The sequence below is a fragment of the Streptomyces sp. NPDC024632 genome (assembly GCF_055559175.1).
Window position 1 is genome coordinate 195,969 of record NZ_JBVHLD010000003.1, and the last position, 25,540, is coordinate 221,508.

The following is a 25,540-nucleotide window of genomic DNA, read 5'->3' on the forward strand; positions in this document are numbered from 1 at the left end:
GTCCCGTACCGCTCCCGTCCCACCGCGCCCACGCTACCTGTCGTACGGTAGGGATAGATGCCATTTCGTAATCTTGTAGGCTCCCGAGCGGCAAAGGCTCCCGAGCGGCAGGGGAAGGGGGCGGGGTGGCGTGGCGGGAACCAGGAGTGAACGGCGGGGCGACCGGCGGGCGGAGATCATCCAGGCCGCGACGGAGGTGATCGCCGAGCGCGGCTACCGGGGCGCGACATTGGTGGCGGTGGCCGAGCGGGTGGGGCTGACGCAGCAGGGGCTGATGCACTACTTCCCCACCAAGGACGCCCTGTTGGTGTCCGTGCTGGAGGCGCGCGACCAGTGGGACATGGCGTCGGCGGCGCTGCACGGCCGGTCGTGGCCGCTGGAGGTGGTGGCGGAGCTGGTCGAGTACAACGCGACCAGGCCCGGCATCGTCCAGGCGTTCACCGTGCTGGTCGGCGACAGCGTCACCGAGGGGCACCCGGCGCAGGAGTATTTCCGCGAGCGCTACGCGCGGGTCCGCGAGGGCGGCGCGCAGGCGCTGCGCGCCGAGTACGGCGACCGGCTGCCGGGCGGCCTCACCCCCGAGCGGGCGGCCACCTTGCTGGCGGCGGTGATGGACGGCCTCCAGGTGCAGTGGCTCCTCGACCCCGGCGCGGTCGACATGTCGGCGGCCTTCCGCGACTTCCTGGCGCTGCTGGCCCCGCCGTCGGAGCCGGGGACGGCCGGACAGCCGTCGCCGTCCGAGCCGGGGACGGCCGGACAGCCGTAAGGACCGCGCTCCTGGGAGCGCGGTCCTTACCGGGGCCGACCGGGTGAGCGGCGGAGAACTCAGACGACGCTCAGGTCCACCGTGATGTTGCCGCGCGTGGCGTTGGAGTACGGGCACACCTGGTGCGCCTTCTCCACCAGGTCCTTGGCGGTGACGTCGTCCACGTTGGGGATGGAGACGGCCAGTTCGACGGTGAGGCCGAAGCCGCCGGAGGCGATTTTGCCGATGCCGACCTTGGCGGTCACGCGGGAGCCGCTGATGTCGGCCTTGGCCTGGCGGGCGACGACGCCCAGCGCGCCCTGGAAGCAGGCGCTGTACCCGGCGGCGAAGAGCTGCTCGGGGTTGGTGCCGTTGCCCGCGCCGCCCATCTCGGTCGGCGGGTTCACGATGACGTCGAGCTTGCCGTCGTCAGTGGCGACGCGGCCGTCACGGCCGTTCTCCGCGGTGGCGACGGCGGTGTACAGGACGTCTACGGGCTGGATGCTCATGAAAGTGTCCTCCTGAGGGGCGGGCGGCCCGCAAGGCACGCGAGCACGCCTGCAACATTTTGTTGAATTTTCGGCCGGGTGTCGAGCCCGGCCGGTCGGTCGGCGGCCGGACGGCGGGTCACTCCGCCGGAAGAGAGACGATCATCTTTCCGGTGTTGTCACCGCGCAGCACGCCCAAGAACGCTTCCAGATTGTTCTCGATTCCCTCCACCACCGTCTCGCGGTACCGCAGCCGGCCGTCACGCAGCCAGCCGGCGGCCTCGCGGACGAACTCGGGGCGAAGGTCCTCGTGGTCGGTGACGAGGAAGCCGCGCAGGGTGAGCCGCCTGCCGACCATCAGGCCGAGATTGCGCGGCCCCGCCACCGGCTCCGTCGCGTTGTACTGCGCGATGGCCCCGCACAGGGCGGCCCTGCCGTGCACCCGCATCGCGCCGACCGCGGCCTCCAGGTGCTCCCCGCCGACGTTGTCGAAGTACACGTCGATGCCATCGGGCGCGGCGGCCTTCAACTGCCCGGCCACCGGGCCGTCCTTGTAGTTGAAGGCGGCGTCGAAGCCGTACTCCTCCACCAGCATCCGGACCTTCTCCGCGGAGCCCGCGCTGCCGATGACCCGCGAGGCGCCCTTGAGCCGGGCGATCTGCCCGGCCTGGCCGCCGACGGCGCCCGCCGCGCCCGAGACGAAGACGACCTCGCCCGGCGCGAATTCGGCGACCCTCAGCAGACCCGCGTAGGCGGTGAGCCCGGTCATGCCGAGGACTCCGAGATACGCGGTGAGCGGCGCCTGGTCCGGGTCGACCCGGACGGCGCGCGCGGCGTCCACCAGGGCGTACTCCCGCCAGGCGAGGCCGTGCAGCACATGGTCGCCGACCGCGAAGTCCTCGGCCCGCGAGGCCACGACCCGGCCGACGGCGCCGCCGTGCATCGGCTGGTTCAGCTCGTACGGCGGCGCGTACGACTTCGCCTCGTTCATCCGGCCGCGCATGTACGGGTCGACCGACAGGTGCAGATTGCGGACCAGGATCTGGCCGGGGCCCGGCTCGGGGACGTCGGTCTCGACCAGCGCGAAGTCTTCCGGCACCGGCCAGCCCTGGGGGCGGGCGACCAGGTGCCATTCACGGCTCTTCGGCATGGGGGAAGTCCTCCTTCGGCGACGGTTCGACCACTGGTCGGCGTCGATCACTGATCAACCGCTGATCAACCATGGAAATGATTCAGGTGCTGAACTAACCATGGACCTTGATGTTTCATGATGTCAAACATTTGGGTAAACTGTTGGTCATGACACGTCGCCGAAGCGATCCCCTGACCGTCGAGGTCGTCGGCCTGATCGGCACCGTCGCCGCCCGCTACCACCAGGAGTACGAGTCGGCCGCCGCCCGCCACCGGCTGACCGGCGCGCAGGCCAAGGTGCTCGCGCTGCTCAATTCGGGGCCGCTGCCCATGCGGCGGATCGCCCGCTGGCTGAAGTGCGAGCCGTCCAATGTGACCGGCATCATCGACCGGCTGGAGGTCAGGGGGCTGGCCGAGCGCCGTACCGACCCGGCCGACCGCCGGATCAAGCTGGCCGCGGCCACCGCCGAGGGCCACGCCGTCGCCGACAAACTCCGCGACTCCCTGGACTTCGCCCGTGAACCGCTCGCCGGGCTCTCCGAACAGGAACGCACCATGCTGCGCGACCTGTTGCGGCAGATGCTGGGCGACGACCCGGCGGACGGCGCGCACCGCGACCACAGTCTCGGTGACGCCCCGGGCACGGGCCGCGAGCCGGGCGACGGCGACGGCTGAGGCCCGCTGATCCGTCCCCGCGGGGACCCTACTGGCACCACCAGAGCACATGCGTGCACGTCGGCGACGGTGTCGCGGGCGAGGACGGCGGCGCGGTCGTGGTCGGCGGCGCGGCGGTCGTCCTCGACGGCGACGCGCTCGCGGTGTGCGAGGGCTTCCCCGCCGGGCTGGACGCGGGCGCGCTCTCGGAACGCGAGGCCGACGCCGACGGCGAGCCGGACGCCTTGTCGGACGCCGAGGGCGACGCGCTGCCGCTGGTCCGGCCGCCGCCCTTCGGGACGCCGGGGGTGCCGCTCGCGCCGGTGGACGGCCGGGGCGCGTCGGGCGAGGGGGAGACCGCGGAGACGCCGGGGCCGGGATCGGTGGACGGGCTCGGCGAGCCGCCGGAGAAGGCCGCGACGCCGAACATCGTCAGCGAGCCGACGACCGCGACCGCGCCGACGCCGAGGATCGCCGCCCGCTGGTGACGGCCGCGGCGGCGCCTGGCGGTCCCGCGCAGGTCGTGGTCCTCGCGGTAGTCGCCGCCACCGGCTCCGAGCAGGCTGTCGGCCAGGGCAGTGGGGGCGTCCCGTCGCGGGGCTTCGCCGTACGCGGGGACGTACGGGTCGGCGTACGGGGAGGTGTACGTCCCGCCGTACGCGCTGTCGTCGCCCGCCGTGCCGGGGTCCGTGTCCGGGCCCTCGCCGACGCCGGGGCCGACTCCGACGGCACTGCCGGTGCCCGTGCCCGCGCCGCCGGGCTCGGGCTCGGCGGCGGCCGGGGCGGGAGCGGCCGGGACGGCGGCGGGGCCCGCGTCCGGGCCGAGGCCCGAGTCCCTGAGGAGGTCGTCCACGAGGGAGCCCTCGACGGGGGCCACCGGTGTCGCCGCGCTCGCGGGCGGCGCCGGGTCGGCGCCGTCCCCTGCGGCGGCCTCCTCGGTGACCGGCGGCAGTTGCGCCGTGTCGGCCTCGTCGGGCAGCCCCGACCGGTCCGCGATCGCGCCGCATCCGGGGCAGGAGAAGGCGCCGTTGAGGTGTCGTCGGCACGTGTGGCAGTAGTTCATGGCGGATGGACTGTAGGGGACCGTCGCGGTGCGGCGGAACCCCGGAGTTCCGCTTGTCCCGGCTTCGCCAGGAAACTCCCCTGCGGACAAGTCGCCGCAGCTCAGGCCAGGTCGGGGCGGTCTGTACAGCGTCGGGCCGATGCCCGGCGGCGGCTCAGCCGGGCCAGACGAGACTCTGCGTCTCGCTGTAGGCGTGCAGCGCGTACGACCCCACGTCCCGGCCGACGCCGCTGCGCTTGAAGCCGCCGAAGGGCGCCTCCATGTTGCGGCCCACGGTGTTGATCCCGACGCCGCCCGCGCGCAGCCGCCGCGCGACCCGGAAGGCGCGGGGCACGTCGGCGGACCACACGTAGTCGATCAGGCCGTAGTCGCTGTCGTTGGCGAGCGCGACGCCCTCGTCCTCGTCGTCGAACGGCAGCACCACGACGACGGGCCCGAAGATCTCCTCGCGGACCACCCGCATGTCGGGCGCGCAGTCGGCCAGCAGTGTGGGGGCGACGTAGAACCCCCTTTCCAGCGGCGGGCGTTCACCGCCCGCCAGCAGGGTGGCGCCCTCCTTGCGGCCGAGCGCGACATACGCCTCGACGCGGTCGCGGTGGGCGGCGGAGATGACCGGGCCGACGACGGTGGCGGGTTGGGCGGGGTCGCCGACGACGAGCCGTCGCGCGTACCCGGCCAGTCGCTCCACCAGCCGTGGGTAGACCGCGCGTTGGGCCAGTACGCGGGTGGGGGCGGTGCAGATCTGGCCGCTGTAGAAGCTGAAGGTGGTGCCGATCCCGGCGACGGCCGAGTCGAGGTCGGCGTCGTCGAAGACCAGCGCGGCGCCCTTGCCGCCGAGTTCCATCAACTGCCGTTTCATACCGCGACCGCAGGTCTCCGCGATGCGCTGCCCGACGGCCGTGGAGCCGGTGAAGCTCACCATGTCGGTGTCGGGCGACCCGACGACCGCCTCGCCGACGTCGGCGCCCGAGCCGGTCACCACGTTGAGCACACCCGGCGGCAGCCCGGCCTCGGTCAGCGCCTCCGCCATCCGGTAGACCGACAGCGGGTCCTGCGGGGCGGGTTTGACCACGACGGTGTTGCCCATCGCGAGCGCGGGCGCGACCTTGCCCGCCGGATTCGCCCAGGGGTTGTTGTAGGACGTGACGCAGGCGACGACGCCGACCGGCTGCCGGACCGCCAGCGCGCCGAAGACGCCGCCCGCGCCCATCGCGGACGCCTCGTTGAGCTGCGGGAGCAGCGCGGTCTCGGTGGGTTCGAGCGCGCCGCGCGCGTATCGCAGGAAGCGGGCGGCGGCCACGCCGACCTGCATGCCGCGGGCGGTCGCGGCGGTGGCGCCGCTCTCGGCGCCCGCCAGGGCCGCGTACGGCTTCAGTTCGCGCAGGATGATCCGCCCGGCGCGCTCCAGTATCCGGCCGCGCTCCTCCGGGCGGGTGCGCGACCAGCCGTCGAGCGCCTGCCGGGCGGCGGCGGTGGCCGCGAGCGCCTGTTCCGGGCTCGCTTCCGGCGCCCGCCCGACCACGCGCTCGGTGGCCGGGTTCAGGACGTCGTAGTGCCCGCGCTCCGGGGCGGTCCACCGCCCGCCGATGAACAGCGCGTCCTCGATCGCCGTCCCGTCCGTACCTGTTGACGTATCCGTCGGCCCGTCCGCCGCCCTGTCCACCGCCATGCCCGCCTCCTCGGCCGCCGGTCCCACCGGAATCCGGCACGGGCACAGCATGCCTGACGGACCGTCAGATGAGGAGAGGCGGACGGCACCTGATCCGCCCGGCCCGACGGCGTGCTGACGGAATGTCAGGCGGAGGGTCGGGCGGAGGCTCAGGCGGAGAGCAGGCCGCGGCCGAGCCAGTCCTTGGTGTCGCGGACGCCGGGCAGCACGAAGAAGTAGCCGCCGCCGACCGGGGAGATGTAGTCGACCAGCGGCTCGTCGATCAGCCGGGTTTGGGTGGCCTCGAACTGCCGCTGTACGTCCTGCTGGTAGCAGCAGAAGACCAGCCCCATGTCGAGGTTGCCGACCGCGTCCACGCCCCGGTCGTAGTTGTAACCGCGGCGCAGGATGCGGGAGTCGTCTGTCCTGGCGGTGCGCGGGTTGGCCATCCTGATGTGCGCGTCCAGCGGGATCGCGTTGCCCTGCGGGTCCTTGGCGTAGAGCGGGGTGTCGGTCTCCTTCGCGCCGTCCAGCGGCGCGCCGGTGTCCTTGCGGCGGCCGAACATCAACTCCTGCTCGGTGAGCGAGACCCGGTCCCAGAACTCCACCAGCATCCGGATGATCCGGATCGCCTGGTAGCTGCCGCCCGCCGCCCACGCGGGCTCACCGAGCGCGTCCGTCACCCACACCAGGCGGTCCATCTCCCGGCCGGAGCGCACGTCCGGGTTGGCGATGCCGTCCTTGAAACCGAGCAGATTGCGCTGCGCGCCGGTCGGCCGGGGCGCGTTCTGGAAGCCGTCCACGCGCCACTTGATCTGCATGCCGCCGCGGGTGTGCCGGGCGATGTCGCGCAGCGCGTGCAGGACGGTGTCCGTGCTGCCCGCGCAGATCTGCAACGACAGGTCGCCGTGGCACTGCGCGGCCTGGAGGTTGTCGTTGGGGAAGGTCCGCATCGGGGTGAGGCGGCGCGGCTTGGCGCCCGCGAGGCCGTAGCGGTCGTCGAAGAGCGAGGAGCCGACGCCGACGGTGACGGTGAGCGCGTCGGCGGGGACGGTCGGGCCGAGGATGCCGTTGTCGGACGGCGGCGCGCCGACGCCCAGGTCGTCGGGGGTGCCGCCCGCGGTGAGGAAGCGGGCCCGCTCGGTGATCGTCCTGAACAGGTCGGCGAGTTCGGCCCTGGTGTCCGCGATGACGTTCAGCGAGACGAAGGTCGCCGCGGCGGGCTGCGGGGTGATGACGCCCGCCTGGTGCGCGCCGTGGAAGTCCACCGCCGCGGCCTGGCCGCGCTGACCCGCGTCGGCCGCCTGGGCGCTGCTGCCGCCGGCCGCCGTGCTCAGCGCGAGACCGCCGCCCGCGAGCGCCGCCGCGCCCGCGCCCGCGCCGAGCGCGGTCTTCACGAAGGACCTGCGACCCGCGCCCATCGGGCAGGTGCCGCCGCCCGCCGCGTCACCGCCGTAGCCCTCGTGGCCTTCGGGTCGGGTGGAGTCGGCGGGCATCTGCTGCTTCCCTTCGGGGAGTTGTTCGGGTCCTGGCGCCGTACGGTCCTCGCGCCTCATGCGGACTTCCGGATTTCGAGCAGGTCGGGGACGGGCGCGAGGTCTTCCAGGAGCTGACCGGTCGCGCCGTCGATCGTCGCGCGGGCCGCCGCGTCGAGCGAGCCGACCGGGGTCCAGGCGGCGCCCTTGTGCGCGCCGTCGAGCAGCCTCTGGAGGCGGGCGATATCCGCGTCGATCAGGGCCAGTTGCCGCGGGTCCCGCCGGGTGATCAGCGGCCGCAGCACCGCCAACAGCTCTTTCGTACCGGCCAGGTTGGCGTTCGCGGTCGCCAGATTCGTCCCGCTGCCCTCGTCGGTGTCGCCGGTCAGCTCGAACTGGAGGGTGTTCTCCAGGATCTCGTGGCTGCGCAGCGGCAGGTCGGACGGGTCGAAGTCCTGCGTGGGGAACGCCTTGCGCAGGCCCGCCACGTCGGCGCCGAGCCGGACGGCGAGCGGCCTGAGCGAGGCCGCGGACTCGCCGTGCCACAGCCCGTACTCGATGCGGTGGAAGCCGGTGAAGGACGGGTCCTTCTCGCCGCCGGGCAGCCCGTCCTTGCGGCCGTTGATCCTCGCGTCGAAGTCGGCGAAGGTCCCGTAGGCGGCGCCGAGCGCGGAGTACGTGTCGTGCGCGGTGAGCCAGTCGGCGCGCGCCGCGGTGAGGTCGCCCGCCGCGAGGTCGGCCGTCAGTGTGCCGGTCTGGCCGACCAGCGTGCCGAGCCCGGTGTTCACATAGGCGCGGTACGACGCGAGCGGCGGCTGGAGTTCGGACGCGGCCAGCGGCAGGACGGCCTTGGTGGTGCTGCCGCCGGAGACCCGTACGGACGTCGAGGTGACCGCCTTGCCGCTGGTCGGCACGCAGCGCCAGGCGTATTCGCCGCTGCCGACGGTGGCGACCAGGTCGCGGGTGGTGCCGGGGGCCAGGCCCTCGATCTCGCCGTAGACGGCGTTGGTGGCGGGGTTGATCAGATAGACCTCGGACGCCTTGTCGCCGGTGTTGCGCATCGAGAAGGTCCGGCGGCCGGGCTTGGGGGCACTGAAGCCCTTGCCGCACTCGGTCGGCGAGACGGCGACGGTCTGCGCTCCCGCGGGCTTGCCGTCGCCGAAGGCCACGACCAGGCCGCCGATCACGGCGGGGATCGCGACGACGGCGGCCGGGAGCAGCCATACGGGACGGGAGCGGGTGCGGGCGGGCGCCGCCGTGACACCGGGCACAGGGGCCGGGTCCGGTGCGGCGGCGGGGGCCGGTGCGGAAGCGGGCGCCGTCTCCGCCGCGGTCGGCTCGGACGCCGGTGCCTCGGCCGTCGGTGCCTCGGCCGCCTTCTTGGATACGGGCGCGGACGCGGGCTTGCGCAGGCCGCGTACGAACAGCGTCATGACGATCGCGAGGTAGCCGACGTAGGCGGCGACCTGGAGCCAGGTCATGGCCGGGGTGAGGTTGAGGACGCCCTGGAGGAGGGCGGCGTACCAGGAACCGGCGTCGATGTGCGCGCTGAGGTCGAAGGCGTACGCCGTCTTCCCGGCGATCACGCCGCCCTCCTGGAGGTCGCGCAGGCCGTAGCCGAGGACGCCCGAGGCGATGACGATCAGGACGGCGCCGGTCGCGGTGAAGAAGCGGCTCAGATTGATCTTGAGCACCCGCCGGTACAGGCCCCAGCAGAGCCCCGCGGCCAGCACCAGGCCGATCGCGGCGCCGGCCAGCGGGCCGCCGGACTCCCCCGCGGCGCGGGCGGTGGTCCACAGGAAGAGCGCGGTCTCCAGGCCCTCGCGGCCGACCGCGAGGAAGGAGGTGAGGATCAGCATGCCGCCGCCCATGGCGAGCGCGGCCGTCACCTTCTCCCGGATCTCACCGGACAGATTGCGGGCCGAGCGGCGCATCCAGAAGACCATCGCGGTGACGAAGGCGACGGCCACGACGCTGAGCGTGCCGCCGAACGCCTCCTGCGCGGTCGCCGACAGATTCGCGGCGGTGAAGGTGAGGACCGCCCCGAAGCTCATCGACAGGGCGATGGCGGCCAGGACGCCCGTCCACACCTGCGGGAGCCGGGACTTGGCGTCGCCGCGCACCAGGGTGGCCACCAGGATCGAGACGATCAGCCCGGCTTCGAGACCTTCCCTGAGTCCGATCAGGAAGCTCGGAAACGCGTCGTCCCACATCGATGTTCGTCCTCCCGGACCCGTGCTTAGGTGTGCCTGGCCTGACTTAGGCATACCTATCCTGCGGATCGGGGCCCGCGAAGTCTCTATGCTCCGGTTCCGTATTGGGTAAAAAGGACACCAGGTGACACCAGGTGACACCGAATGTGCGCGGGCCGCGCGGGCCGCTCCCCGCTCAAGGTGGGATCGGCGATCCCTGGACAAGTGGGGCCTTCATCCGGCCGTCGCCGCCGCCCACGCTGGAGTCATGACCACGCACACGGACACGACCACCGGCACGACCACGGACAGCACCGCACCGGCCAGGATCGCGATCGTCACCGGCGCCAACCGCGGGCTCGGCCGCGCCACCGCGCTGCGGCTCGCCGCGGACGGCGTCGATCCGATCATCACCTTCCGGTCGCACGAGGACGAGGCGGCTGCCGTGGTCGCCGAGGCGAGGGCGCTCGGCCGCACCGCGTACGCGCTCCGCCTGGACACCGCGCGGACCGCCGGATTCGCGGACTTCGCCGACGAGGTGCGGCGGCTGCTCAAGGAGGGCTGGGGGCGGTCGGACTTCGACTACCTCGTCAACAACGCGGGCTCCGCCGTGACGGAACCCTTCCTCGAAGCCACCGAGGAGGGCTTCGACACGATGCTGAACGTCCACTTCAAGGGCGTCTACTTCCTCACCCAGCGGCTGGTCCCGCTGCTCGCCGACGGCGGCCGGATCGTCAACCTCTCCACCGGGCTGACCCGCTTCACCAGCGAGGGCCTGTCGGCGTACGCGTCGATGAAGGGCGCCGTGGAGGTTTTCACCCGCTATCTGGCCAAGGAGCTGGGTCCGCGCGGCATCACCGCGAACGCCGTCGCGCCCGGCCCCACCGGCACCGACTTCGGCGGGGGCTTCATGCGGGACGACGAAGGCGTCAGGGCCGCGCTCTCCGGCCAGGCCGCGCTCGGCCGGGTCGGGACCGCCGAGGACATCGGCGGGGTGATCGCCGCGGTGCTGTCCGACGGGACCGGGTGGATCACGGGACAGCGGATCGAGGCGTCGGGCGGGTTCCTGCTCTGACCCGACGGGTTCCCGCTCCGACCCGGCGGGTTCCCGCTCCAGCCGGGCGGGTTGCTCCTCCGACCTGGCGGTTCCCTCGCCCGCCGCACGGGATACGTATCCGCACGCCGTCCCTCTGTGTTCCTCCCCACCCCTCCCCCCTCCGCTGGAAAGCGCTCGCCCGCCCCCGCGAATGCGGCATCGCCCGCCCCCACTCACCGTCAGGAGCGAACCGTCATGACACGTAAGAACGCACTGGACACCGCCGTGCCCGATCTCAGCGGAAAACTCGCCGTCGTCACGGGCGGGAGCGACGGGATCGGGCGGGGGCTCGGCGGGCGGCTGGCGCGGGCGGGCGCGGAGGTCGTGCTGCCGGTGCGGAACGCGGCGAAGGGCGCGGCGGCCGTGGAACGGATCCGGGCCGAGGTGCCCGGCGCGCGGGTGTCCACGCGGGAGCTGGACCTGGCGTCGTTGGAGTCGGTCGCCGCGCTCGGCCGGACGCTGGTCGCCGAGGGCAGGCCGGTCGACATCCTCGTCAACAACGCGGCGGTGATGACCCCGGCGACCCGGCAGACCTCCGCGGACGGCCTGGAGTTGCAGTTCGCGACGAATCACCTCGGGCACTTCGCGCTGACCGCGCGTCTGCTCCCGCTGCTGCGCGCCGCGGGCGGCGCCCGGGTGGCGACCCAGTCGAGCATCGGCGCCCGCCAGGGGGCGCTGGCCTGGGACGACCTCCAGGCGGAGCGCGGCTACGCGCCGATGAAGGTCTACAGCCAGTCGAAGCTGGCGGTGCTGATGTTCGGCCTGGAACTGCACCGGCGCAGCGTCGCGGGCGGCTGGGGCATCACCAGCACCCTCGCGCATCCGGGCCTGACCTCGACCAATCTCCAGACGGCCGGGCCGAATCTGGGCCGCGCGAAGCGGACGACCTGGATGGACCGCGCCTTCCGCTGGCAGTCCAGGCTCGGGCTGTTCGTGCAGACCGTGGACGACGGGCTGCGGCCGGTGCTGTACGCGGCGACCGCGCCGGGGGCGGTCGGCGGCGCCTTCTACGGTCCCGGCGGCCTCGGGCATCTGACCGGCCCCGTGGTGGAGCAGCCGCTGTACCGGTCGGCGCGGAGCGAGGAGGAGGCGCGGCGGGTCTGGCAGGTGTCGGAGGAGCTGGCCGGGGTGCGCTTCCCGGACGGCGTGGCCGCCGAGAGCTGAGCCGGGGACGTGCGGGGGGGAAGCCGTGGCCGTGCGGGGGGGAAGCCGTGGCCGTGCGGGCGGGAGGGCGCGGACGTACAGGCGGGAGACCGCGACTGGACAGGCGGAAGGGCGCGGACGTACAGGCGGAAGACCGCGACCGGACAGGCGGGAGACTGGGGTCATGGACCGAGAACAGCTGGCGGACTTCCTGCGCACCCGGCGTGAGGCGCTGCAACCCGAGGACGTGGGGCTGCCGCGCGGGCCGCGGCGGCGTACGCGGGGGCTGCGGCGCGAGGAGGTCGCCGCGCTGTCCGGCATGTCGACCGACTACTACAGCCGGATCGAGCAGGCCCGCGGCCCGCAGCCGTCCGCGCCGATGCTGGGCGCCATCGCGCGCGGCCTGCATCTCTCGCTCGACGAGCGCGACCACCTCTTCCGGATGGCGGGGCACAGCGCCCCGGAGCGCGGATCGGGCAGCGACCACGTCAGCCCCGGTCTGATGCGGATTCTCGGGCGTCTGGACGACACTCCCGCGCAGGTCATGACGGATCTCGGCGAGACGCTGACGCAGACCCGGATGGCGCTCGCCCTGCTGGGCGACGAGACCAGGCACAACGGGATGGCCCGCAGCTTCGGCTACCGCTGGTTCACCGACCCCGTCACCCGCCGCATCTACCCCGAGGCCGACCACCCCACGCACAGCCGGATCTTCACCGCCGGGCTGCGCGAGACGCTTTCCCGCCAGGGCCCCGGCTCGCGGGCCGCCGCCCTCGTCGACGCCCTGCTCGCCGTGAGCCCCGAATTCGCCACCCTCTGGAGCGCCCACGAGATCGGCGTCCGCCACCCCGACGACCTCAAACGGATCCGTCACCCCGAGGTCGGCATCCTCCACCTGCACTGCCAGGTCCTCCAGGACCCCGCCCAGTCCCAGACCCTCCTGGTCTTCACCGCCACCCCCGGCACCGACTCCTACGAGAAGCTCCAGCTGCTGTCGTCGCTGGGCGAGCGCGGCGCGACGGCGTAGTCAGGGAGTCACGTACGGGTACGTCACGTACGGGTACGGGTACGGGTCCGGCCCCGTACCGCCGCGGTCCGGGGTCAGACCTGTTCCGACTCGCCTTCCACCGCGAGCTGCCACTCCGCCTGGAGGCGGGCCAGTTCCGTCAGCTCGTCCGGGGTCCACGAGGTGCGACCCGCGCTGAGCCGACGTATCCGGGCATTGAGCTCGGCCGCGTCGGCGAACGCGGAATCGGGAGCCGGAGGCGTGCTGGGCATGGGCGCAAACATATCCACGATCCGATAAACGCCCGGTATACGCCGAGCCCATCCCCCGGACCCCCCGGGTGTAATCCATCCCACTCCGGGGCAGACGCGCGGCCGGCCCCTCCGCGCCCCCGGTAAGCGCCTTTCAGCGCCGGTCAGCCCTCGGTCGGCGTTCGGTCAGCGCCGGTCAGAGTTCGGGGCAGAGCGTGTAGCGCAGCGTGAGAGCCGCCGGGGGCTGCTGCGCGCGGGGGCGGGCCTCACGGCCGCCGGGGCGCTCGGCGCGGCCGGAGTCCTCGCCGCCGCGGGACCGGGCGCCGCCGACCTGCCGGTCACCGCGCCCTTCTCGCTGGAGGGCGGCGGGGACCAGGTGTTGTGGCGCAAGCGGCTGCACGAGACGTCCTGGGCCATGCAGTCCTTCGCCTACGACAACGTCAACGGCCACATCTACTTCGCCCAGCACCGCCCCGGGGACAACGAGAACGACTCCGACGACGGGGACCCGTCAAAGGCGCACATCCACTACGGCGACATCTGGATCGTCCGCACCGACCTGGCGGGCAACGTGCTCGGCACCATGGCCCTGCACCAGTTCGGCCACGGCTCCTCGATGGCCGTCGAACCCACCGGCGCCGGTTCCGCGCCGTACCTGTGGATCGAGGGCGACAACTACAACGTCGCCAAGGGGGCGTACGAGGACAGCGGCTACCGGCTCACCCGGTTCCGTTACACCGAGGGCATCACCCTCACCTACGGCAACCCGTCGGTGATCCCGATCCAGGACCGTACGCCCACCATCACCACCTACGCGGGCCTGCCCCGCCCCGCGATCGACCCCGTCAACAACATGCTGCTGGTCCGCTACGCCACCCAGTCCACCTCGCCCAACCCCTGGCGGCTGGTGGTCTTCCCGCTGGCGGACGCGGTGGCGGGACGGCTCTCCCAGGACGACAGGAAGGCCGAACGCGCGCTGCCCACCAACGCCCAACTGAAGATCCCGGACGACGCCGCCTTCCAGGGCGTCACCCTGTACGGCGAGTACGCCTACCTCCTCTACGGCAGGTCGGGCGGCCCGTCCTACCTCGCCGCCGTGAGCATGAACGACGCCGGGGGCGGGCACGGCGAGGTCTTCCGCCCCACCGCGGGGGCGACGATCCCGGGCCGCGAGCCGCAGGGCTGCGCAATCTGGGTGGCCGACGGCCAGCCCCGCCTCACCTTCGGCTTCTCCGGCAAGACCGGCACCACGACCGATCCCAGCTTCGACGCGAGCCTCTTCTACAAGAACACCTTCGCCTGAGGGTGCCCGCGCCTTCCCCGTACGTCCCCCGCCCGAGCCGAACCGATGTGCCCGGCACGCGGCCGCCTGCCGAAGCGCGTGTGCGCCCGTCCGGCCCGGGTAGCCGGGCGCGTAGGAGACGGAAGGACCGGTGAGTGGTGATGGATCCCGTCGGAACTCGGGCGGCAGGGGACGGCTCCGGAGCGGCGGACGGCTCGGGCGAGCCGTCGGTCGGTGAGCTGGTGTCGCGCGCGACACAGCAGATGTCGCAGCTCGTGCGCGAGGAAATGCGGCTCGCCCAGGCCGAGATGGCCCAGAAGGGCAAACGGTTCGGCATGGGCGGCGGGCTGTTCGGCGGTGCGGGGCTGCTGGCCTTCATCGGTCTGGAGGCGCTGGCCGCCACGGCGGTCGCGGCGCTCGCCCTCACGTTCTCGGTGTGGCTGTCGGCGCTGATCGTCGCGGTGGCGCTGCTGGCGCTCGCCGCCACGCTGGCGCTGGCGGGGAAGAAGGAAGTGAGCCGCGCGACGCCGCCGGCTCCCGAGCAGGCGATCGCCGGTGTCAAGGCCGATGTCGCCACCATCAAGGAAAAGACGAAGCGATGACCATCGACCCGCATGACGAGAAGGACCCGTCCACCCCCGAGGAACTGCGCGCCCAGGTGGAGAGCACCCGTGAGCAGCTCGGCGAGACGGTGGAGGAACTGGCCGCCAAGGCCGACGTAAAGGCCCGCGCCAAGGACAAGGCCGCCGACATCAAGGACGAGGTCGGCGACAAGGCCGCCCAGGCGAAGGACAAGGCCACCGAGGTCAAGGACAAGGTCGGCGACAAGGCCGCCGAGGTCAAGGACAAGGTCCAGAGCAAGGTCACCGAGCTGAAGGACCGCGCCCAGACCACGAAGGACGAGGCCCAGGACACCGCTCAGGACACGGCGGCCGACGCGTCGGCCTCGGCCCGGGCGAAGGCGGCCGAAGTCGGCGCGCTGGTCCGTGACAAGACGCCGGAACCGGTGCGGGAGAAGGCCGCCGCCGCCTCGGCCAAGATCGCTGAGGGCACCGCGGCAGTGGCCGCCAAGGTCAGCGAGAAGACCCCCGAGCCCCTGGCCGAGAAGACCCAGCAGGCCGCCGACGCCGTCAAGCGCCGCCCCGGCGCGGCCGTCGCCGCGGCGATCGGCGCCGCCGTGGTGTTCTTCACCGTCCGCTGGAAGAGGGGCCGCAAGTGAACGCCGCGAAGATCGTCTACCGCCCGGTCGGTCTCCTGCTCAGCGTGGCCAGTGGCGCGTTGGCCGGAGCCGCCTTCAAGCAGATGTGGAAGGTGGTCGGGCACGACGACGACACCCCGGACGCGCTGGACGAGGAGCGCGCCTGGAAGGAGGTCCTGATCGCGGCCGCGCTGCACGGGCTGATCTTCGCCGTCGTGAAGGCGGCGGTCAGCCGGAGCGGCGCCACCGCCACCCGGCGGCTCACCGGCACCTGGCCGGCCTGACCCGCGCCCCGCGCCCCGCGCACGCGGAAAGCGGGGCCGCGCCGCGCGGTCTCACGCCGATCAGCCCTGACCCCCGCCGAGTTGTGCCACGAGGCCGCCACGGGCGACCGCACCCGGCCCCGTCAAGGACGTGCCGCGGACGCCACTCGGACGGATGCTCGCGCGGGGGGTGTCGGCGCCATGATCGCCGCCCCCGGAGACCGTCCGCGAAGTGCCGGCTTCGCGGCACGGCGCAGGGTGGGGCGGGTGGGACTCGAACCCACGACCGACGGATTATGAGTCCGCTGCTCTAACCGGCTGAGCTACCGCCCCGTACGGTGCGCCTCGCGCGCCGTCTGCCGCAGCATAGCTGCTCATACGATCTGTCGCCCTCGCGGGTCACAGACGCGTCATTGGGTGGACTCGCGGGGGCGGGGAGTTGGTTCCCCGGGACATGAAAAAGGACCCCAACGGGGTCCTGATCCGGCGCTCCCCCGACTGGACTCGAACCAGTAACCTGCCGGTTAACAGCCGGCTGCTCTGCCAATTGAGCTACAGGGGACCGAGCTCCCCCGACTGGACTCGAACCAGTAACCTGCCGGTTAACAGCCGGCTGCTCTGCCAATTGAGCTACAGGGGATCGCTCTGCGTGCACCGAATGCACTCGTCAGGGTGTCCCCGGACGGCGCGCGTTCGCTGCGACACATACATTAGCGCAAGTGAGGGGGTGCTCCGCCAACCAGTTGCGCCAGGGTTGTCACCCGGCTGCACAGGGTAGGCGCGCAGCACACGGCACCTTGGCCCGACTTGTCCTATGCCTGACGTGTCCGACGGAAAGAGGGTGGAGCCCATGCGCTACCGGCTGACGTTCATCAGTGGAGCCGTCGTCGGCTATGTGCTCGGCGCGCGCGCCGGGCGCGAGCGGTACGAGCAGTTGCGCAAGAGCGCGCAGCGCGTCGCGCAGAACCCGGCGGTGCGCAACGCGGCGGAGAGCGCCGCGCAGACCGGCAGGAACGCCGCGGTGAAGGCCGCGGACACGGTGACGGCGAAGGTCGGCGACCGGCTGCCGGAGTCGGTGACCGAGCGGGTGAAGGCACTGCGCGACCGCAGCGCGCCGCCCGAGGACGACTGGGGCACCTCCAACACCTGAGGAAGGGCATCCCCGCCCGCATCCCGCCGCATCCCGCCCGTTTCTCGAACACCTGACGCAACCTGATGCACAGCTGTCACCCCGTACCCGCCCCCCGTGGGGCATCATCTCGTCCATGGGGAAAGTCGCGGGCATAGACAGCTCCACCACCGGTACGACCGTCGTCGTGTGCGACAGCGAGACCGGGGCGGTACTCAGGCAGGGCCATGCGCCGCACCCTCTGGACGACGGCGAGAAGCCGACCGAGATCGACCCGCAGGCGTGGCTGCTGTCGCTGGGCGAGGCGGCCAAGGACGGCGTCCTCGAAGGGGTGCAGGCGATAGGCATCTCCGGGCAGCAGCACGGGCTGCTGGCCCTGGACGCGGGCGGGGTGGCCGTACGCCCAGCCCTGTTGCGCGGCGACAAGCGGGCGCAGGCGCAGGCCGTGGACCTCACCGACGAGCTGGGCGGGGCGGCCGGGTGGGCCGAGGCGGTCGGCTCGGTGCCGCAGGCCGCGTATCCGGTGGCGAAGCTGCGCTGGATCGCGCAGCACGAACCGCAGACGGCCACGCGCATAGCGCAGGTGATGCTCCCGCACGACTGGCTGGTGTGGCAGTTGCTGGGGCGGCCCGCGCGCCGTACGACCGACCGCGGCGACGCCTCGGGCACCGGCTACTGGTCGGCGGCCACCGGCGAGTACCGCACGGATCTGGTCGAGCGGGCGCTCGGCCACCAGGTGGCGCTCCCCGACGTACTGGCCCCCGCCGAACCCGCGGGACAGACCCCCGAGGGCCTGCTGATCTCCGCGGGCACCGGCGACAACATGGCCGCCGCCCTGGGCCTGGGCCTCGGCCCCGGCGACGCGGTGGTCTCCCTGGGCGCGGCGGGCACCGTCTTCGCCGTCCACCACGAGGCGCTGAAGGACCCGACGGGTACGGTCACCGCCTTCGCCGACGCGACCGGCCGCCATCTGCCGGTGGTGCAGGTGCGCAACGCCGTCCGTACGCTGCGCGGCACCGCCGATCTGCTGGGCACCGACCTGGCCGGGCTGTCCGAGTTGGCGCTCCAGTCCACGCCCGGCGCGTACGGACTGGTGCTGCTGCCGTATCTGGAGGGCGAGCGGACGCCCGATCTGCCGCACACCGCGGGGACCCTGGCCGGGCTGCGGCGCGACTCGATGAAGCCGGAGCACCTGGCGCGGGCCGCCTTCGAGGGCATGCTGTGCGGGCTGACGGACGCGCTGGACGTGCTGCGCAACAAGGGCGTCGAGGTGCGCCGGGTGTTCCTGCTGGGCGCGGCGGGCGAGCTGCCCGCGGTGCGCGCCATCGCGCCCGCGCTGTTCGGCACACAGGTCGTCGTACCGCCGACCGCCGAGTACGCGGCGCTGGGCGCCGCGCGGCAGGCCGCCTGGTCGCTGGGCGCGGTGCTCGGCTCGCAGTCGCAGACCGAGCCGCCGCCGTGGGCCGAGGCGGCCACGCAACTGCTGGAGCCGGGCGACGACTCGGCCGTGGGGTCAGCGGTGCGTCAGCAGTACGTCGCGGTGCGCGAGCAGACTCACCCGGGGGCCTTTGCCTCGCTTTAATCCCATGCGGCCCGGCGGTGTCGGAAGATAAGATCCTCCGCCGATCAAGACGGGCAAAGGGCGGGCAAAGCTCGGCGGGCCGGGGCAACGTCCCCTCCCCCGCGCTGCGTCTCCGTACGCGCCTTCCGCCGCCTGCGTACGTCCCGCCGGGTACGCGGCGCCCGTACCGCCGACACCGAGGTTTCAGTGTGCTGATCAGACTCCTGCGGGCCCACCTGGGCCCGTACAAGCGACCCATCGGTCTCTTGGTACTGCTCCAACTCGTCCAGACCATAGCCACGCTCTACCTGCCCACGCTCAACGCCGACATCATCGACAACGGGGTGGTGAAGGGCGACACCGGCTACATCGTGGGGCTGGGCGGCGTCATGATCGGGGTGACCGTCGTCCAGGTCTGCTGCGCGATCGGCGCGGTCTTCTTCGGCGCCCGGACCTCGATGGCGGTCGGCCGTGACATCCGCGCGTCGGTCTTCGACCGGGTGCAGAGCTTCTCCGCCCGCGAGGTCGGGCAGTTCGGGGCGCCGTCGCTGATCACCCGCACCACCAATGACGTGCAGCAGGTGCAGATGCTGGTGCTGCTGACGTTCACGCTGATGGTGTCCGCGCCGATCATGTGCGTCGGCGGCATCATCATGGCGCTCGGCCAGGACGTGCCGCTGTCGTCGCTGCTGCTGGCCGTGGTGCCGCTGCTCGGCATCGTGATCAGCCTGATCATCCGCAGGATGCGCCCGCTGTTCCGCACGATGCAGACCCGCGTGGACACCGTGAACCGGGTGCTGCGCGAGCAGATCACCGGCATCCGCGTGATCCGCGCCTTCGTCAAGGACGACTACGAGCAGCGCCGCTTCGCCGAGGCCAACGACAGTCTGACCGATGTGTCGCTGGCCACCGGAAAGCTGATGGCGCTGATGTTCCCGCTGGTGATGGGCGTGGTGAACATCTCCAGCGTCGCCGTGCTGTGGTTCGGCGCGCACCGCATCGACAGCGGCGGGATGCAGATCGGCGCCCTGACGGCGTTCCTGAGCTATCTGATGCAGATCCTGATGTCGGTCATGATGGCCACCTTCATGTTCATGATGGTGCCGCGCGCCGAGGTCTGCGCCGAGCGCATCGAGGAGGTGCTGGGCACCGAGTCCAGCGTCATCCCGCCGACCGCGCCCGTGCTGACCCTGCGCCGCCACGGCGACCTGGAGCTGACCGGCGTGGAGTTCGCCTACCCCGGCGCGGAGGCGGCCGTCCTGCGCGGGGTCGACCTGGTCGCCAGGCCCGGTGAGGTGACCGCGATCATCGGCTCCACCGGCAGCGGCAAGTCGACGCTGCTCGGCCTGATCCCGCGGCTGTACGACGCGACGGGCGGCCGGGTGCTGGTCGACGGCGAGGACGTCGCGGAGCTGGCCCCCGCGCTGCTGGCCGAGACCGTCGGCCTCGTACCGCAGAAGCCGTATCTGTTCTCCGGCACCGTCGCGACCAACCTGCGGTACGGCAAACCGGACGCCACCGACGAGGAGCTGTGGCACGCGCTGGAGGTGGCGCAGGCCAAGGACTTCGTGGAGCGGCTCGACGGCGGGCTCGACGCGCCCATCGCGCAGGGCGGCAGCAATGTCTCCGGCGGGCAGCGGCAGCGCCTGGCCATCGCGCGGGTCCTGGTCCGCAAGCCGGAGATCTACCTCTTCGACGACTCCTTCTCGGCGCTGGACTACGCGACGGACGCGGCGCTGCGCCGCGCGCTGCTGCACGAGACCGCCGCCGCGACCGTGCTGATCGTCGCCCAGCGGGTGTCCACCATCCGTGACGCGGACCGGATCGTCGTCCTGGACGAGGGCCGGGTCGTCGGCACCGGCACGCACACCGAGCTGATGACCGACAACGAGACCTACCGGGAGATCGTCCTGTCCCAGCTCACGGAAGCCGAGGCCGCCTGATGAGCGACGACGAGCACAAGCCCGCCGCCGCGCAGCGCCCGCCGCGGCCGATGGGCGGGCCCGCGCGCTTCATGAGCGGCGGCCCGGTCGAGAAGCCGATGGACTTCGGCGGGTCGCTGAAGCGGCTGCTGGGTCTGATGCGTCCCGACCGTTTCCTGCTCTGCCTGGTGCTGGTCCTCGGCACGGCGAGCGTCGCGCTCGCGGTGACCGGGCCGCGCATCCTCGGTCACGCCACCGACCTGATCTTCGCCGGGGTGATCGGACGGCGGTTCCCCGGCGGCACCAAGCAGCAGGCGCTCGACGCGCTGCGCGCGCACGGTGACGGCCGGGTCGCCGACATGCTCAAGGGCATCGGTTTCACGCCGGGCCAGGGCATGGACTTCGACGCCATCGGCAAGGTGCTGCTGGTGGTCCTCGCGGTGTACGTGGCCGCGGCCGTCTTCAGCGTCTTCCAGATGCGCACCGCGACCAAGGTGATCAACCGGGCGATGTTCCGGATGCGCTCCGACGTCGAGGACAAGCTGGCGAAGCTGCCGCTGTCGTACTTCGACCGGCAGCCGCGCGGCGAGGTGCTGAGCCGGGCCACCAACGACATCGACAACATCGGCCAGACGATGCAGCAGACCATGGGCCAGCTGGTGAACTCGCTGCTGACCATCGTGGGCGTGCTGGCCATGATGTTCTGGATCTCCTGGCTGCTGGCGCTGATCGCGCTGGTCACCGTGCCGGTGACGCTGCTGGTGGCCACGCGGGTGGGCAAGCGCGCGCAGCCGCAGTTCATCCAGCAGTGGAAGACCACCGGCAAGCTCAACGCGCACATCGAGGAGATGTACACCGGCCACTCGCTGGTGAAGGTCTTCGGGCGCGCGGAGGAGTCGGCGGCGGCCTTCGAGGAGCAGAACGAGGCGCTGTACCGCTCGGGCTTCAAGGCGCAGTTCATCTCCGGCACGATCCAGCCGATGATGATGTTCATCGGCAATCTGAACTACGTGCTGGTGGCCGTCGTCGGTGGCCTGCGGGTCGCGTCGGGCGCGCTGTCCATCGGTGACGTCCAGGCGTTCGTGCAGTACTCGCGGCAGTTCAGCCAGCCGCTGACGCAGGTGGCGAGCATGTCGAACCTGATCCAGTCCGGCATCGCGTCGGCCGAGCGGGTCTTCGAACTCCTCGACGCCGAGGAGCAGTCGGCGGAGCCGGCGAAGCGGGACGTCCCCCGGGTGCCGGTGCCGGGCCGGGTAGCGTTGGAGGACGTGAGCTTCCGCTACGACCCGGACAAGCCGCTGATCGACCATCTGTCGCTGAAGGTGGAGCCGGGCCACACCGTCGCGATCGTCGGCCCGACCGGCGCGGGCAAGACCACGCTGGTCAATCTGCTGATGCGGTTCTACGAGGTGTCCGGCGGCCGGATCACCCTGGACGGCACCGATGTGGCCACGCTCTCCCGCGAGGAGCTGCGCTCCTCGATCGGCATGGTCCTCCAGGACACCTGGCTGTTCGGCGGCACGATCGCGGAGAACATCGGCTACGGCAGCGAGGGGGCGACCGCCGAGCAGATCGAGGAGGCGGCGCGCGCCGCGCACGCGGACCGCTTCATCCGCACGCTGCCCGAGGGCTACGACACGGTGATCGACGACGAGGGCGCGGGGGTCAGCGCGGGTGAGAAACAACTCATCACCATCGCGCGGGCGTTCCTGTCCGATCCGACGATCCTGGTACTGGACGAGGCGACCAGCTCCGTCGACACCCGTACCGAGGTGCTGATCCAGCGGGCGATGGCCAAGCTCAGCCACGGCCGTACCAGCTTCGTGATCGCGCACCGGCTGTCCACCATCCGCGACGCCGACGTCATCTTGGTGATGGAGTCCGGCGCGATCGTCGAACAGGGCACGCACGAGGAGCTGTTGGCGGCCAAGGGCGCGTACGCGCGGCTGTACGCGGCGCAGTTCGCGCAGGCCGTGGCGGAGGTCGACTGAGGTACGAGGGCCGGCCGGGACGGGTGTTCCGTCCCGGCCGACCGGCCGGAGCGGGGGGCCGGAAAACCCGAGGAGCCAGCGGGTACGGCGGCGCGCGGCGTTGGTAGCCTGTGCCGCCGTACCTCCGGAAGGGCAGAAGTGATGAGCAGCGCCACCACCGCGGCGTCGGTCGCGGGTACCGGCACGCGGGCGGGTACGAGTACCCGTATGGGTACGAGCACGGATTCGGGTACGGGTACGAGTACCGGCGAGGGGCCGCGGCAGGGGCGACCGGGCGGTTCCGACCCGGTGCGCTGCCCCGCGCGGCGCGAGACCTCGACGCTGGCGCGGCGCAGCGCGCGGGTGCCGATCTGGTACCTGCGGGTGATCGGCGTCGTCGATCTGCTGTCCGCCGTCTCCCTGACGATCCGTCAGGAGATGTCGAACCACAACACCGGTGAGCTGTTCACGCCGTTCATGCTCTTCGCGGGCTTCGGCTCGGCCGCCGCGACGCTCTTCATGGCCATGATGCTGGCCCGCCACAAGCGCGTGGCCTGGATCGTCTTCATGGCGCTGTGCGGCGGCTACGCGGCCCTGTCGGTGTGGGCGCTGTGCTACGACGACCTGCGGCGGCACCCGTTCAACTGGGTCTCCACCGCGCTCACTTTGACCGTGCTGTGCTTCGGCGCGCTCGGCCGCCGCGAATTCCACGGCAAGGGCGACCGCACCAACCCGCAGCTCGCGCTCGCCGTCCTCGGCGTCGGCGCGCTGCTGTCGGTCCTGGTCGGCACCACCCTGGTCACGGCCGTCGGCCCGGAGCGCGCCAGCGTCGGCGACCGCGTCTGGTACGTGGCGCTGCGGCTGACGACGCTGAGCCGCGACTCCGACATCGAGCCGAATCTGCACATCAGCCCGTGGGTCAGCAGCGGCCTCAACCTGGCGGGCCTCGGCCTGCTGCTCGCCGTGCTCTACGCGCTCTTCCGCTCCCCGCGCGGCCGGGACCTCCAGAGCCGCGACGACGAGGACCGGCTGCGCGAACTGCTCGCCCGGCACGGCGCCCGCGACTCGCTCGGCTACTTCGCGCTGCGCCGCGACAAGTCCGTCATCTTCTCGCCCAGCGGCAAGGCCGCCGTCGCCTACCGCGTGGTCGGCGGTGTGGCCCTGGCCTCCGGCGACCCGATCGGCGACGTCGAGGCATGGCCGGGCGCCATCGACGCCTGGCTGGTGGAGACCCGCGACCACGCCTGGATCCCCGCCGTGATGGGCGCCAGCGAGGAGGGCGGCACCGTCTACGCCCGGCACGGCCTGGACGCGCTGGAACTGGGCGACGAAGCCATCGTGGAGACCGACGAGTTCACCCTGGACGGCCGGGCGATGCGCGGCGTGCGGCAGGCGTACAACCGGGTGCGGCGCGCCGGTTACACCACCCGTATCCGGCGGCACCGCGACATCCCGGCCGACGAGACGGCCGCGCTGATCGAGGCGGCGGACCGCTGGCGGGACGGCGCCACCGAGCGCGGCTTCTCGATGGCGCTGGGCAGGCTCGGCGACCCGGCCGACGGCGACTGCGTGATGATCGAATGCCTCGACGGCGAGGGCGAGTTGAAGGCGCTGCTCAGCTTCGTGCCGTGGGGCCCGAAGGGGCTGTCGCTGGACTTGATGCGGCGCGACCGGGACAGCGAGAACGGCCTGGTCGAGTTCATGGTCCTCGACCTGATCGAACGCGCCGCCGACGTCGGCGTGGAGCGGGTGTCGCTCAACTTCGCGATGTTCCGGTCGGTGTTCGAGGACGGCGCCCGGCTGGGCGCGGGCCCGGTGCTGCGGCTGTGGCGCTCGGCCCTGATGTTCTTCTCCCGCTGGTGGCAACTGGAGTCGCTGTACCGCGCGAACGCCAAGTACCGGCCTATCTGGGAGCCGCGCTTCCTGCTCTTCGCCAAGAGCGCGCATCTGCCGCGGATCGGGCTGGCGAGCGCGCGCGCCGAGGGGTTCGTGGTGGCGCCGAGGCCGCTGGCGCGGCTGCGCAGGGACGGCTAGGGCCCGGGGGGCTCCGGGGGGTCTCAGTCGAGGTAGCCGCGGAGCTGGTCGGCGAAGGCGTGGTCGCGGAGCTTGTTGAGGGTCTTGGACTCGATCTGGCGGATGCGTTCGCGGGTCACGCCGAAGATGCGGCCGATCTCCTCCAGGGTGCGGGGGCGGCCGTCGGCGAGGCCGTAGCGGAGCTGGACGACCTTGCGCTCGCGCTCGCCGAGCGTGGACAGCACCGCTTCCAGGTGCTCGCGCAGCAGCAGGAAGGCCGCGGACTCCACGGGCGAGGCGGCGTCGCCGTCCTCGATGAGGTCGCCGAGCGCGACGTCCTCCTCCTCGCCGACCGGCGCGTGCAGCGACACCGGCTCCTGGGCCAGCCGCAGCACCTCGCTGACCCGCTCCTCCGGCAGGTCGAGCTGGGCGGCGACCTCCTCGGTGCTCGGCTCGTAGCCGCGCTCCTGGAGCAGCCGCCGCTGCACCCGCACCACCCGGTTGATCAGCTCCACCACGTGCACGGGGACCCGTATCGTCCTGGCCTGGTCGGCCAGCGCCCGCGACATCGCCTGGCGGATCCACCAGGTCGCGTACGTCGAGAACTTGTAGCCGCGCGCGTAGTCGAACTTCTCCACCGCCCGGATCAGCCCGAGATTGCCCTCCTGGACCAGGTCGAGCATGGTCAGGCCGCGGCCGATGTACCGCTTGGCGACCGAGACGACCAGCCGCAGATTGGCCTCGATGAGGCGGCGCTTGGCCATCCGGCCGAGCACCACCAGGCGGTCGAGGTCGACGGCGAGCTGCGAGTCCAGGTCGGGGAAGGCGCCGAGCTTCTCCTCGGCGAAGAGTCCGGCCTCCACCCGGCGGGCCAGGTCCACCTCTTCGGCCGCCGTGAGCAGCGGGATACGGCCGATCTCGCGCAGATACTGCCGGAAGAGGTCGGCGGACGGGCCCGCGGACTCCTCGCGCGGCGGCCGTACCGGCACCGCGTCCTCGTCGTCCCGCTCGTCGGTGACCACGCGTTGCTCCGGCACCCGCGACCCCGTGAGGTTCCCTGGCGGTTCCGCCTGGGGCTCCATCGCCACCACCTCGGCCGCGGTCGTGAGGGTCTGGATCTGGGTGTGGGTCTGGGTCTGGGTCTGCACGGAAGCGACCTCCAGAAGTGAGCGCGTCCTCGGGCTCGCAGCGCGTCTTGCCGGACAGGCCCTGGGCGCCGTCACCCAGTGTGGCCCACGACGCGGCTCCGCTACGAGGGGCGTGCGCTCCCTTTTTCACACAAGGTCACCGCTCAGGTCCGTGCGGTGACG

The 25,540-nt window shown here is 72.3% G+C and carries 23 protein-coding genes and 3 tRNA genes; 14 read left to right on the forward strand and 12 right to left on the reverse strand.

Annotated features, from left to right (window positions below; genetic code table 11):
* Positions 1–130 precede the first annotated feature (130 nt).
* On the forward strand, positions 131–766 hold the full coding sequence (locus ACZ37P_RS08175; RefSeq protein WP_391047366.1) for a TetR/AcrR family transcriptional regulator: 636 nt from the start codon (positions 131–133) through the stop codon (positions 764–766).
* 59 nt (positions 767–825) lie between these two features.
* Here ACZ37P_RS08175 and ACZ37P_RS08180 read toward each other — a convergent pair whose 3' ends face one another.
* Together ACZ37P_RS08180 and ACZ37P_RS08185 are read right to left on the reverse strand one after the other, a co-directional pair.
* Positions 826–1,254: an organic hydroperoxide resistance protein gene (locus tag ACZ37P_RS08180; RefSeq protein ID WP_355344774.1), complete on the reverse strand. Its 429-nt coding sequence runs from the start codon at positions 1,252–1,254 to the stop codon at positions 826–828.
* Between the two features lie 118 nt (positions 1,255–1,372).
* Entirely contained in the window at positions 1,373–2,383 is a 1,011-nt protein-coding gene (locus ACZ37P_RS08185) for an NADP-dependent oxidoreductase (protein WP_402712272.1), read from the reverse strand.
* Between the two features lie 149 nt (positions 2,384–2,532).
* Between ACZ37P_RS08185 and ACZ37P_RS08190 the strand changes: the two genes are divergently transcribed.
* Entirely contained in the window at positions 2,533–3,039 is a 507-nt protein-coding gene (locus tag ACZ37P_RS08190) for a MarR family winged helix-turn-helix transcriptional regulator (protein WP_467345550.1), read from the forward strand.
* 28 nt (positions 3,040–3,067) lie between these two features.
* Here ACZ37P_RS08190 and ACZ37P_RS08195 read toward each other — a convergent pair whose 3' ends face one another.
* The 4 genes from ACZ37P_RS08195 to efeU all read right to left on the reverse strand — a co-directional run bounded on the left by ACZ37P_RS08195 (position 3,068) and on the right by efeU (position 9,417).
* Positions 3,068–4,081 (reverse strand): SCO2400 family protein, encoded by a 1,014-nt coding sequence (locus ACZ37P_RS08195; RefSeq protein WP_467345552.1) that lies wholly within the window; start codon positions 4,079–4,081, stop codon positions 3,068–3,070.
* A gap of 154 nt (positions 4,082–4,235) precedes the next feature.
* The gene (locus ACZ37P_RS08200) at positions 4,236–5,750 is read right to left on the reverse strand and encodes an aldehyde dehydrogenase family protein (protein ID WP_467345554.1); all 1,515 of its coding nucleotides are present in this window, start codon (positions 5,748–5,750) and stop codon (positions 4,236–4,238) included.
* Positions 5,751–5,899: 149 nt separating this feature from the next.
* Positions 5,900–7,150, reverse strand: a complete 1,251-nt coding sequence (gene efeB / locus ACZ37P_RS08205) for an iron uptake transporter deferrochelatase/peroxidase subunit (RefSeq protein ID WP_467345857.1) — start codon at positions 7,148–7,150, stop codon at positions 5,900–5,902.
* Between the two features lie 131 nt (positions 7,151–7,281).
* On the reverse strand, positions 7,282–9,417 hold the full coding sequence (gene efeU / locus ACZ37P_RS08210; RefSeq protein WP_467345560.1) for an iron uptake transporter permease EfeU: 2,136 nt from the start codon (positions 9,415–9,417) through the stop codon (positions 7,282–7,284).
* A gap of 247 nt (positions 9,418–9,664) precedes the next feature.
* Between efeU and ACZ37P_RS08215 the strand changes: the two genes are divergently transcribed.
* The 3 genes from ACZ37P_RS08215 (at position 9,665) to ACZ37P_RS08225 (ending at position 12,662) form a co-directional block, all read left to right on the forward strand.
* Positions 9,665–10,471 (forward strand): SDR family NAD(P)-dependent oxidoreductase, encoded by an 807-nt coding sequence (locus tag ACZ37P_RS08215; RefSeq protein ID WP_355344757.1) that lies wholly within the window; start codon positions 9,665–9,667, stop codon positions 10,469–10,471.
* Positions 10,472–10,687: 216 nt separating this feature from the next.
* The gene (locus tag ACZ37P_RS08220) at positions 10,688–11,656 is read left to right on the forward strand and encodes an SDR family oxidoreductase (protein WP_467345562.1); all 969 of its coding nucleotides are present in this window, start codon (positions 10,688–10,690) and stop codon (positions 11,654–11,656) included.
* 163 nt (positions 11,657–11,819) lie between these two features.
* Positions 11,820–12,662, forward strand: a complete 843-nt coding sequence (locus tag ACZ37P_RS08225; protein ID WP_467345564.1) for a helix-turn-helix transcriptional regulator — start codon at positions 11,820–11,822, stop codon at positions 12,660–12,662.
* Positions 12,663–12,736: 74 nt separating this feature from the next.
* On the opposite strand, the gene ACZ37P_RS08230 is transcribed toward ACZ37P_RS08225, so the two are convergent.
* Together ACZ37P_RS08230 and ACZ37P_RS08235 are read right to left on the reverse strand one after the other, a co-directional pair.
* On the reverse strand, positions 12,737–12,913 hold the full coding sequence (locus ACZ37P_RS08230) for a hypothetical protein (RefSeq protein ID WP_355344748.1): 177 nt from the start codon (positions 12,911–12,913) through the stop codon (positions 12,737–12,739).
* Positions 12,914–13,088: 175 nt separating this feature from the next.
* Positions 13,089–13,292, reverse strand: coding sequence for a hypothetical protein (locus ACZ37P_RS08235; RefSeq protein WP_467345566.1), 204 nt, complete (start codon positions 13,290–13,292; stop codon positions 13,089–13,091).
* On the opposite strand from ACZ37P_RS08235, the gene ACZ37P_RS08240 reads away from it, so the two are divergent.
* From ACZ37P_RS08240 to ACZ37P_RS08255, 4 genes are all read left to right on the forward strand, one after another.
* A complete protein-coding gene (locus tag ACZ37P_RS08240; RefSeq protein WP_467345568.1) occupies positions 13,269–14,195 on the forward strand; it encodes a phage baseplate protein in 927 nt (308 codons plus the stop codon). The genes ACZ37P_RS08235 and ACZ37P_RS08240 overlap by 24 nt on opposite strands.
* Before the next feature lie 140 nt (positions 14,196–14,335).
* Positions 14,336–14,776 carry a phage holin family protein gene (locus ACZ37P_RS08245; protein WP_355344864.1) on the forward strand — a complete coding sequence of 147 codons (441 nt, stop codon included), beginning with the start codon at positions 14,336–14,338 and terminating at the stop codon, positions 14,774–14,776.
* Positions 14,773–15,393, forward strand: coding sequence for a DUF3618 domain-containing protein (locus ACZ37P_RS08250; protein WP_355344739.1), 621 nt, complete (start codon positions 14,773–14,775; stop codon positions 15,391–15,393). The genes ACZ37P_RS08245 and ACZ37P_RS08250 overlap by 4 nt, the downstream gene beginning before the upstream one ends.
* Positions 15,390–15,656: a DUF4235 domain-containing protein gene (locus tag ACZ37P_RS08255; protein ID WP_391047392.1), complete on the forward strand. Its 267-nt coding sequence runs from the start codon at positions 15,390–15,392 to the stop codon at positions 15,654–15,656. The genes ACZ37P_RS08250 and ACZ37P_RS08255 overlap by 4 nt, the downstream gene beginning before the upstream one ends.
* Before the next feature lie 238 nt (positions 15,657–15,894).
* Here ACZ37P_RS08255 and ACZ37P_RS08260 read toward each other — a convergent pair.
* The 3 genes from ACZ37P_RS08260 to ACZ37P_RS08270 all read right to left on the reverse strand — a co-directional run bounded on the left by ACZ37P_RS08260 (position 15,895) and on the right by ACZ37P_RS08270 (position 16,275).
* A tRNA-Ile gene (locus ACZ37P_RS08260) sits at positions 15,895–15,968 on the reverse strand.
* A gap of 156 nt (positions 15,969–16,124) precedes the next feature.
* Positions 16,125–16,197 (reverse strand) — tRNA-Asn (locus tag ACZ37P_RS08265).
* Positions 16,198–16,202: 5 nt separating this feature from the next.
* Positions 16,203–16,275: transfer RNA gene (locus ACZ37P_RS08270), tRNA-Asn, on the reverse strand.
* A gap of 210 nt (positions 16,276–16,485) precedes the next feature.
* Here ACZ37P_RS08270 and ACZ37P_RS08275 point away from each other — a divergent pair.
* The 5 genes from ACZ37P_RS08275 to ACZ37P_RS08295 all read left to right on the forward strand — a co-directional run bounded on the left by ACZ37P_RS08275 (position 16,486) and on the right by ACZ37P_RS08295 (position 24,251).
* A complete protein-coding gene (locus ACZ37P_RS08275) occupies positions 16,486–16,785 on the forward strand; it encodes a YtxH domain-containing protein (RefSeq protein ID WP_355344861.1) in 300 nt (99 codons plus the stop codon).
* A 115-nt stretch (positions 16,786–16,900) separates the two neighbouring features.
* On the forward strand, positions 16,901–18,346 hold the full coding sequence (locus ACZ37P_RS08280) for an FGGY family carbohydrate kinase (protein WP_467345571.1): 1,446 nt from the start codon (positions 16,901–16,903) through the stop codon (positions 18,344–18,346).
* 188 nt (positions 18,347–18,534) lie between these two features.
* On the forward strand, positions 18,535–20,268 hold the full coding sequence (locus ACZ37P_RS08285; RefSeq protein ID WP_391047394.1) for an ABC transporter ATP-binding protein: 1,734 nt from the start codon (positions 18,535–18,537) through the stop codon (positions 20,266–20,268).
* Positions 20,269–20,318: 50 nt separating this feature from the next.
* The gene (locus ACZ37P_RS08290; protein WP_467345859.1) at positions 20,319–22,238 is read left to right on the forward strand and encodes an ABC transporter ATP-binding protein; all 1,920 of its coding nucleotides are present in this window, start codon (positions 20,319–20,321) and stop codon (positions 22,236–22,238) included.
* A gap of 207 nt (positions 22,239–22,445) precedes the next feature.
* The gene (locus tag ACZ37P_RS08295; protein ID WP_401853649.1) at positions 22,446–24,251 is read left to right on the forward strand and encodes a phosphatidylglycerol lysyltransferase domain-containing protein; all 1,806 of its coding nucleotides are present in this window, start codon (positions 22,446–22,448) and stop codon (positions 24,249–24,251) included.
* Between the two features lie 23 nt (positions 24,252–24,274).
* On the opposite strand, the gene ACZ37P_RS08300 is transcribed toward ACZ37P_RS08295, so the two are convergent.
* Positions 24,275–25,453, reverse strand: a complete 1,179-nt coding sequence (locus tag ACZ37P_RS08300; protein ID WP_467345573.1) for an RNA polymerase sigma factor — start codon at positions 25,451–25,453, stop codon at positions 24,275–24,277.
* Positions 25,454–25,540: the final 87 nt, after the last annotated feature.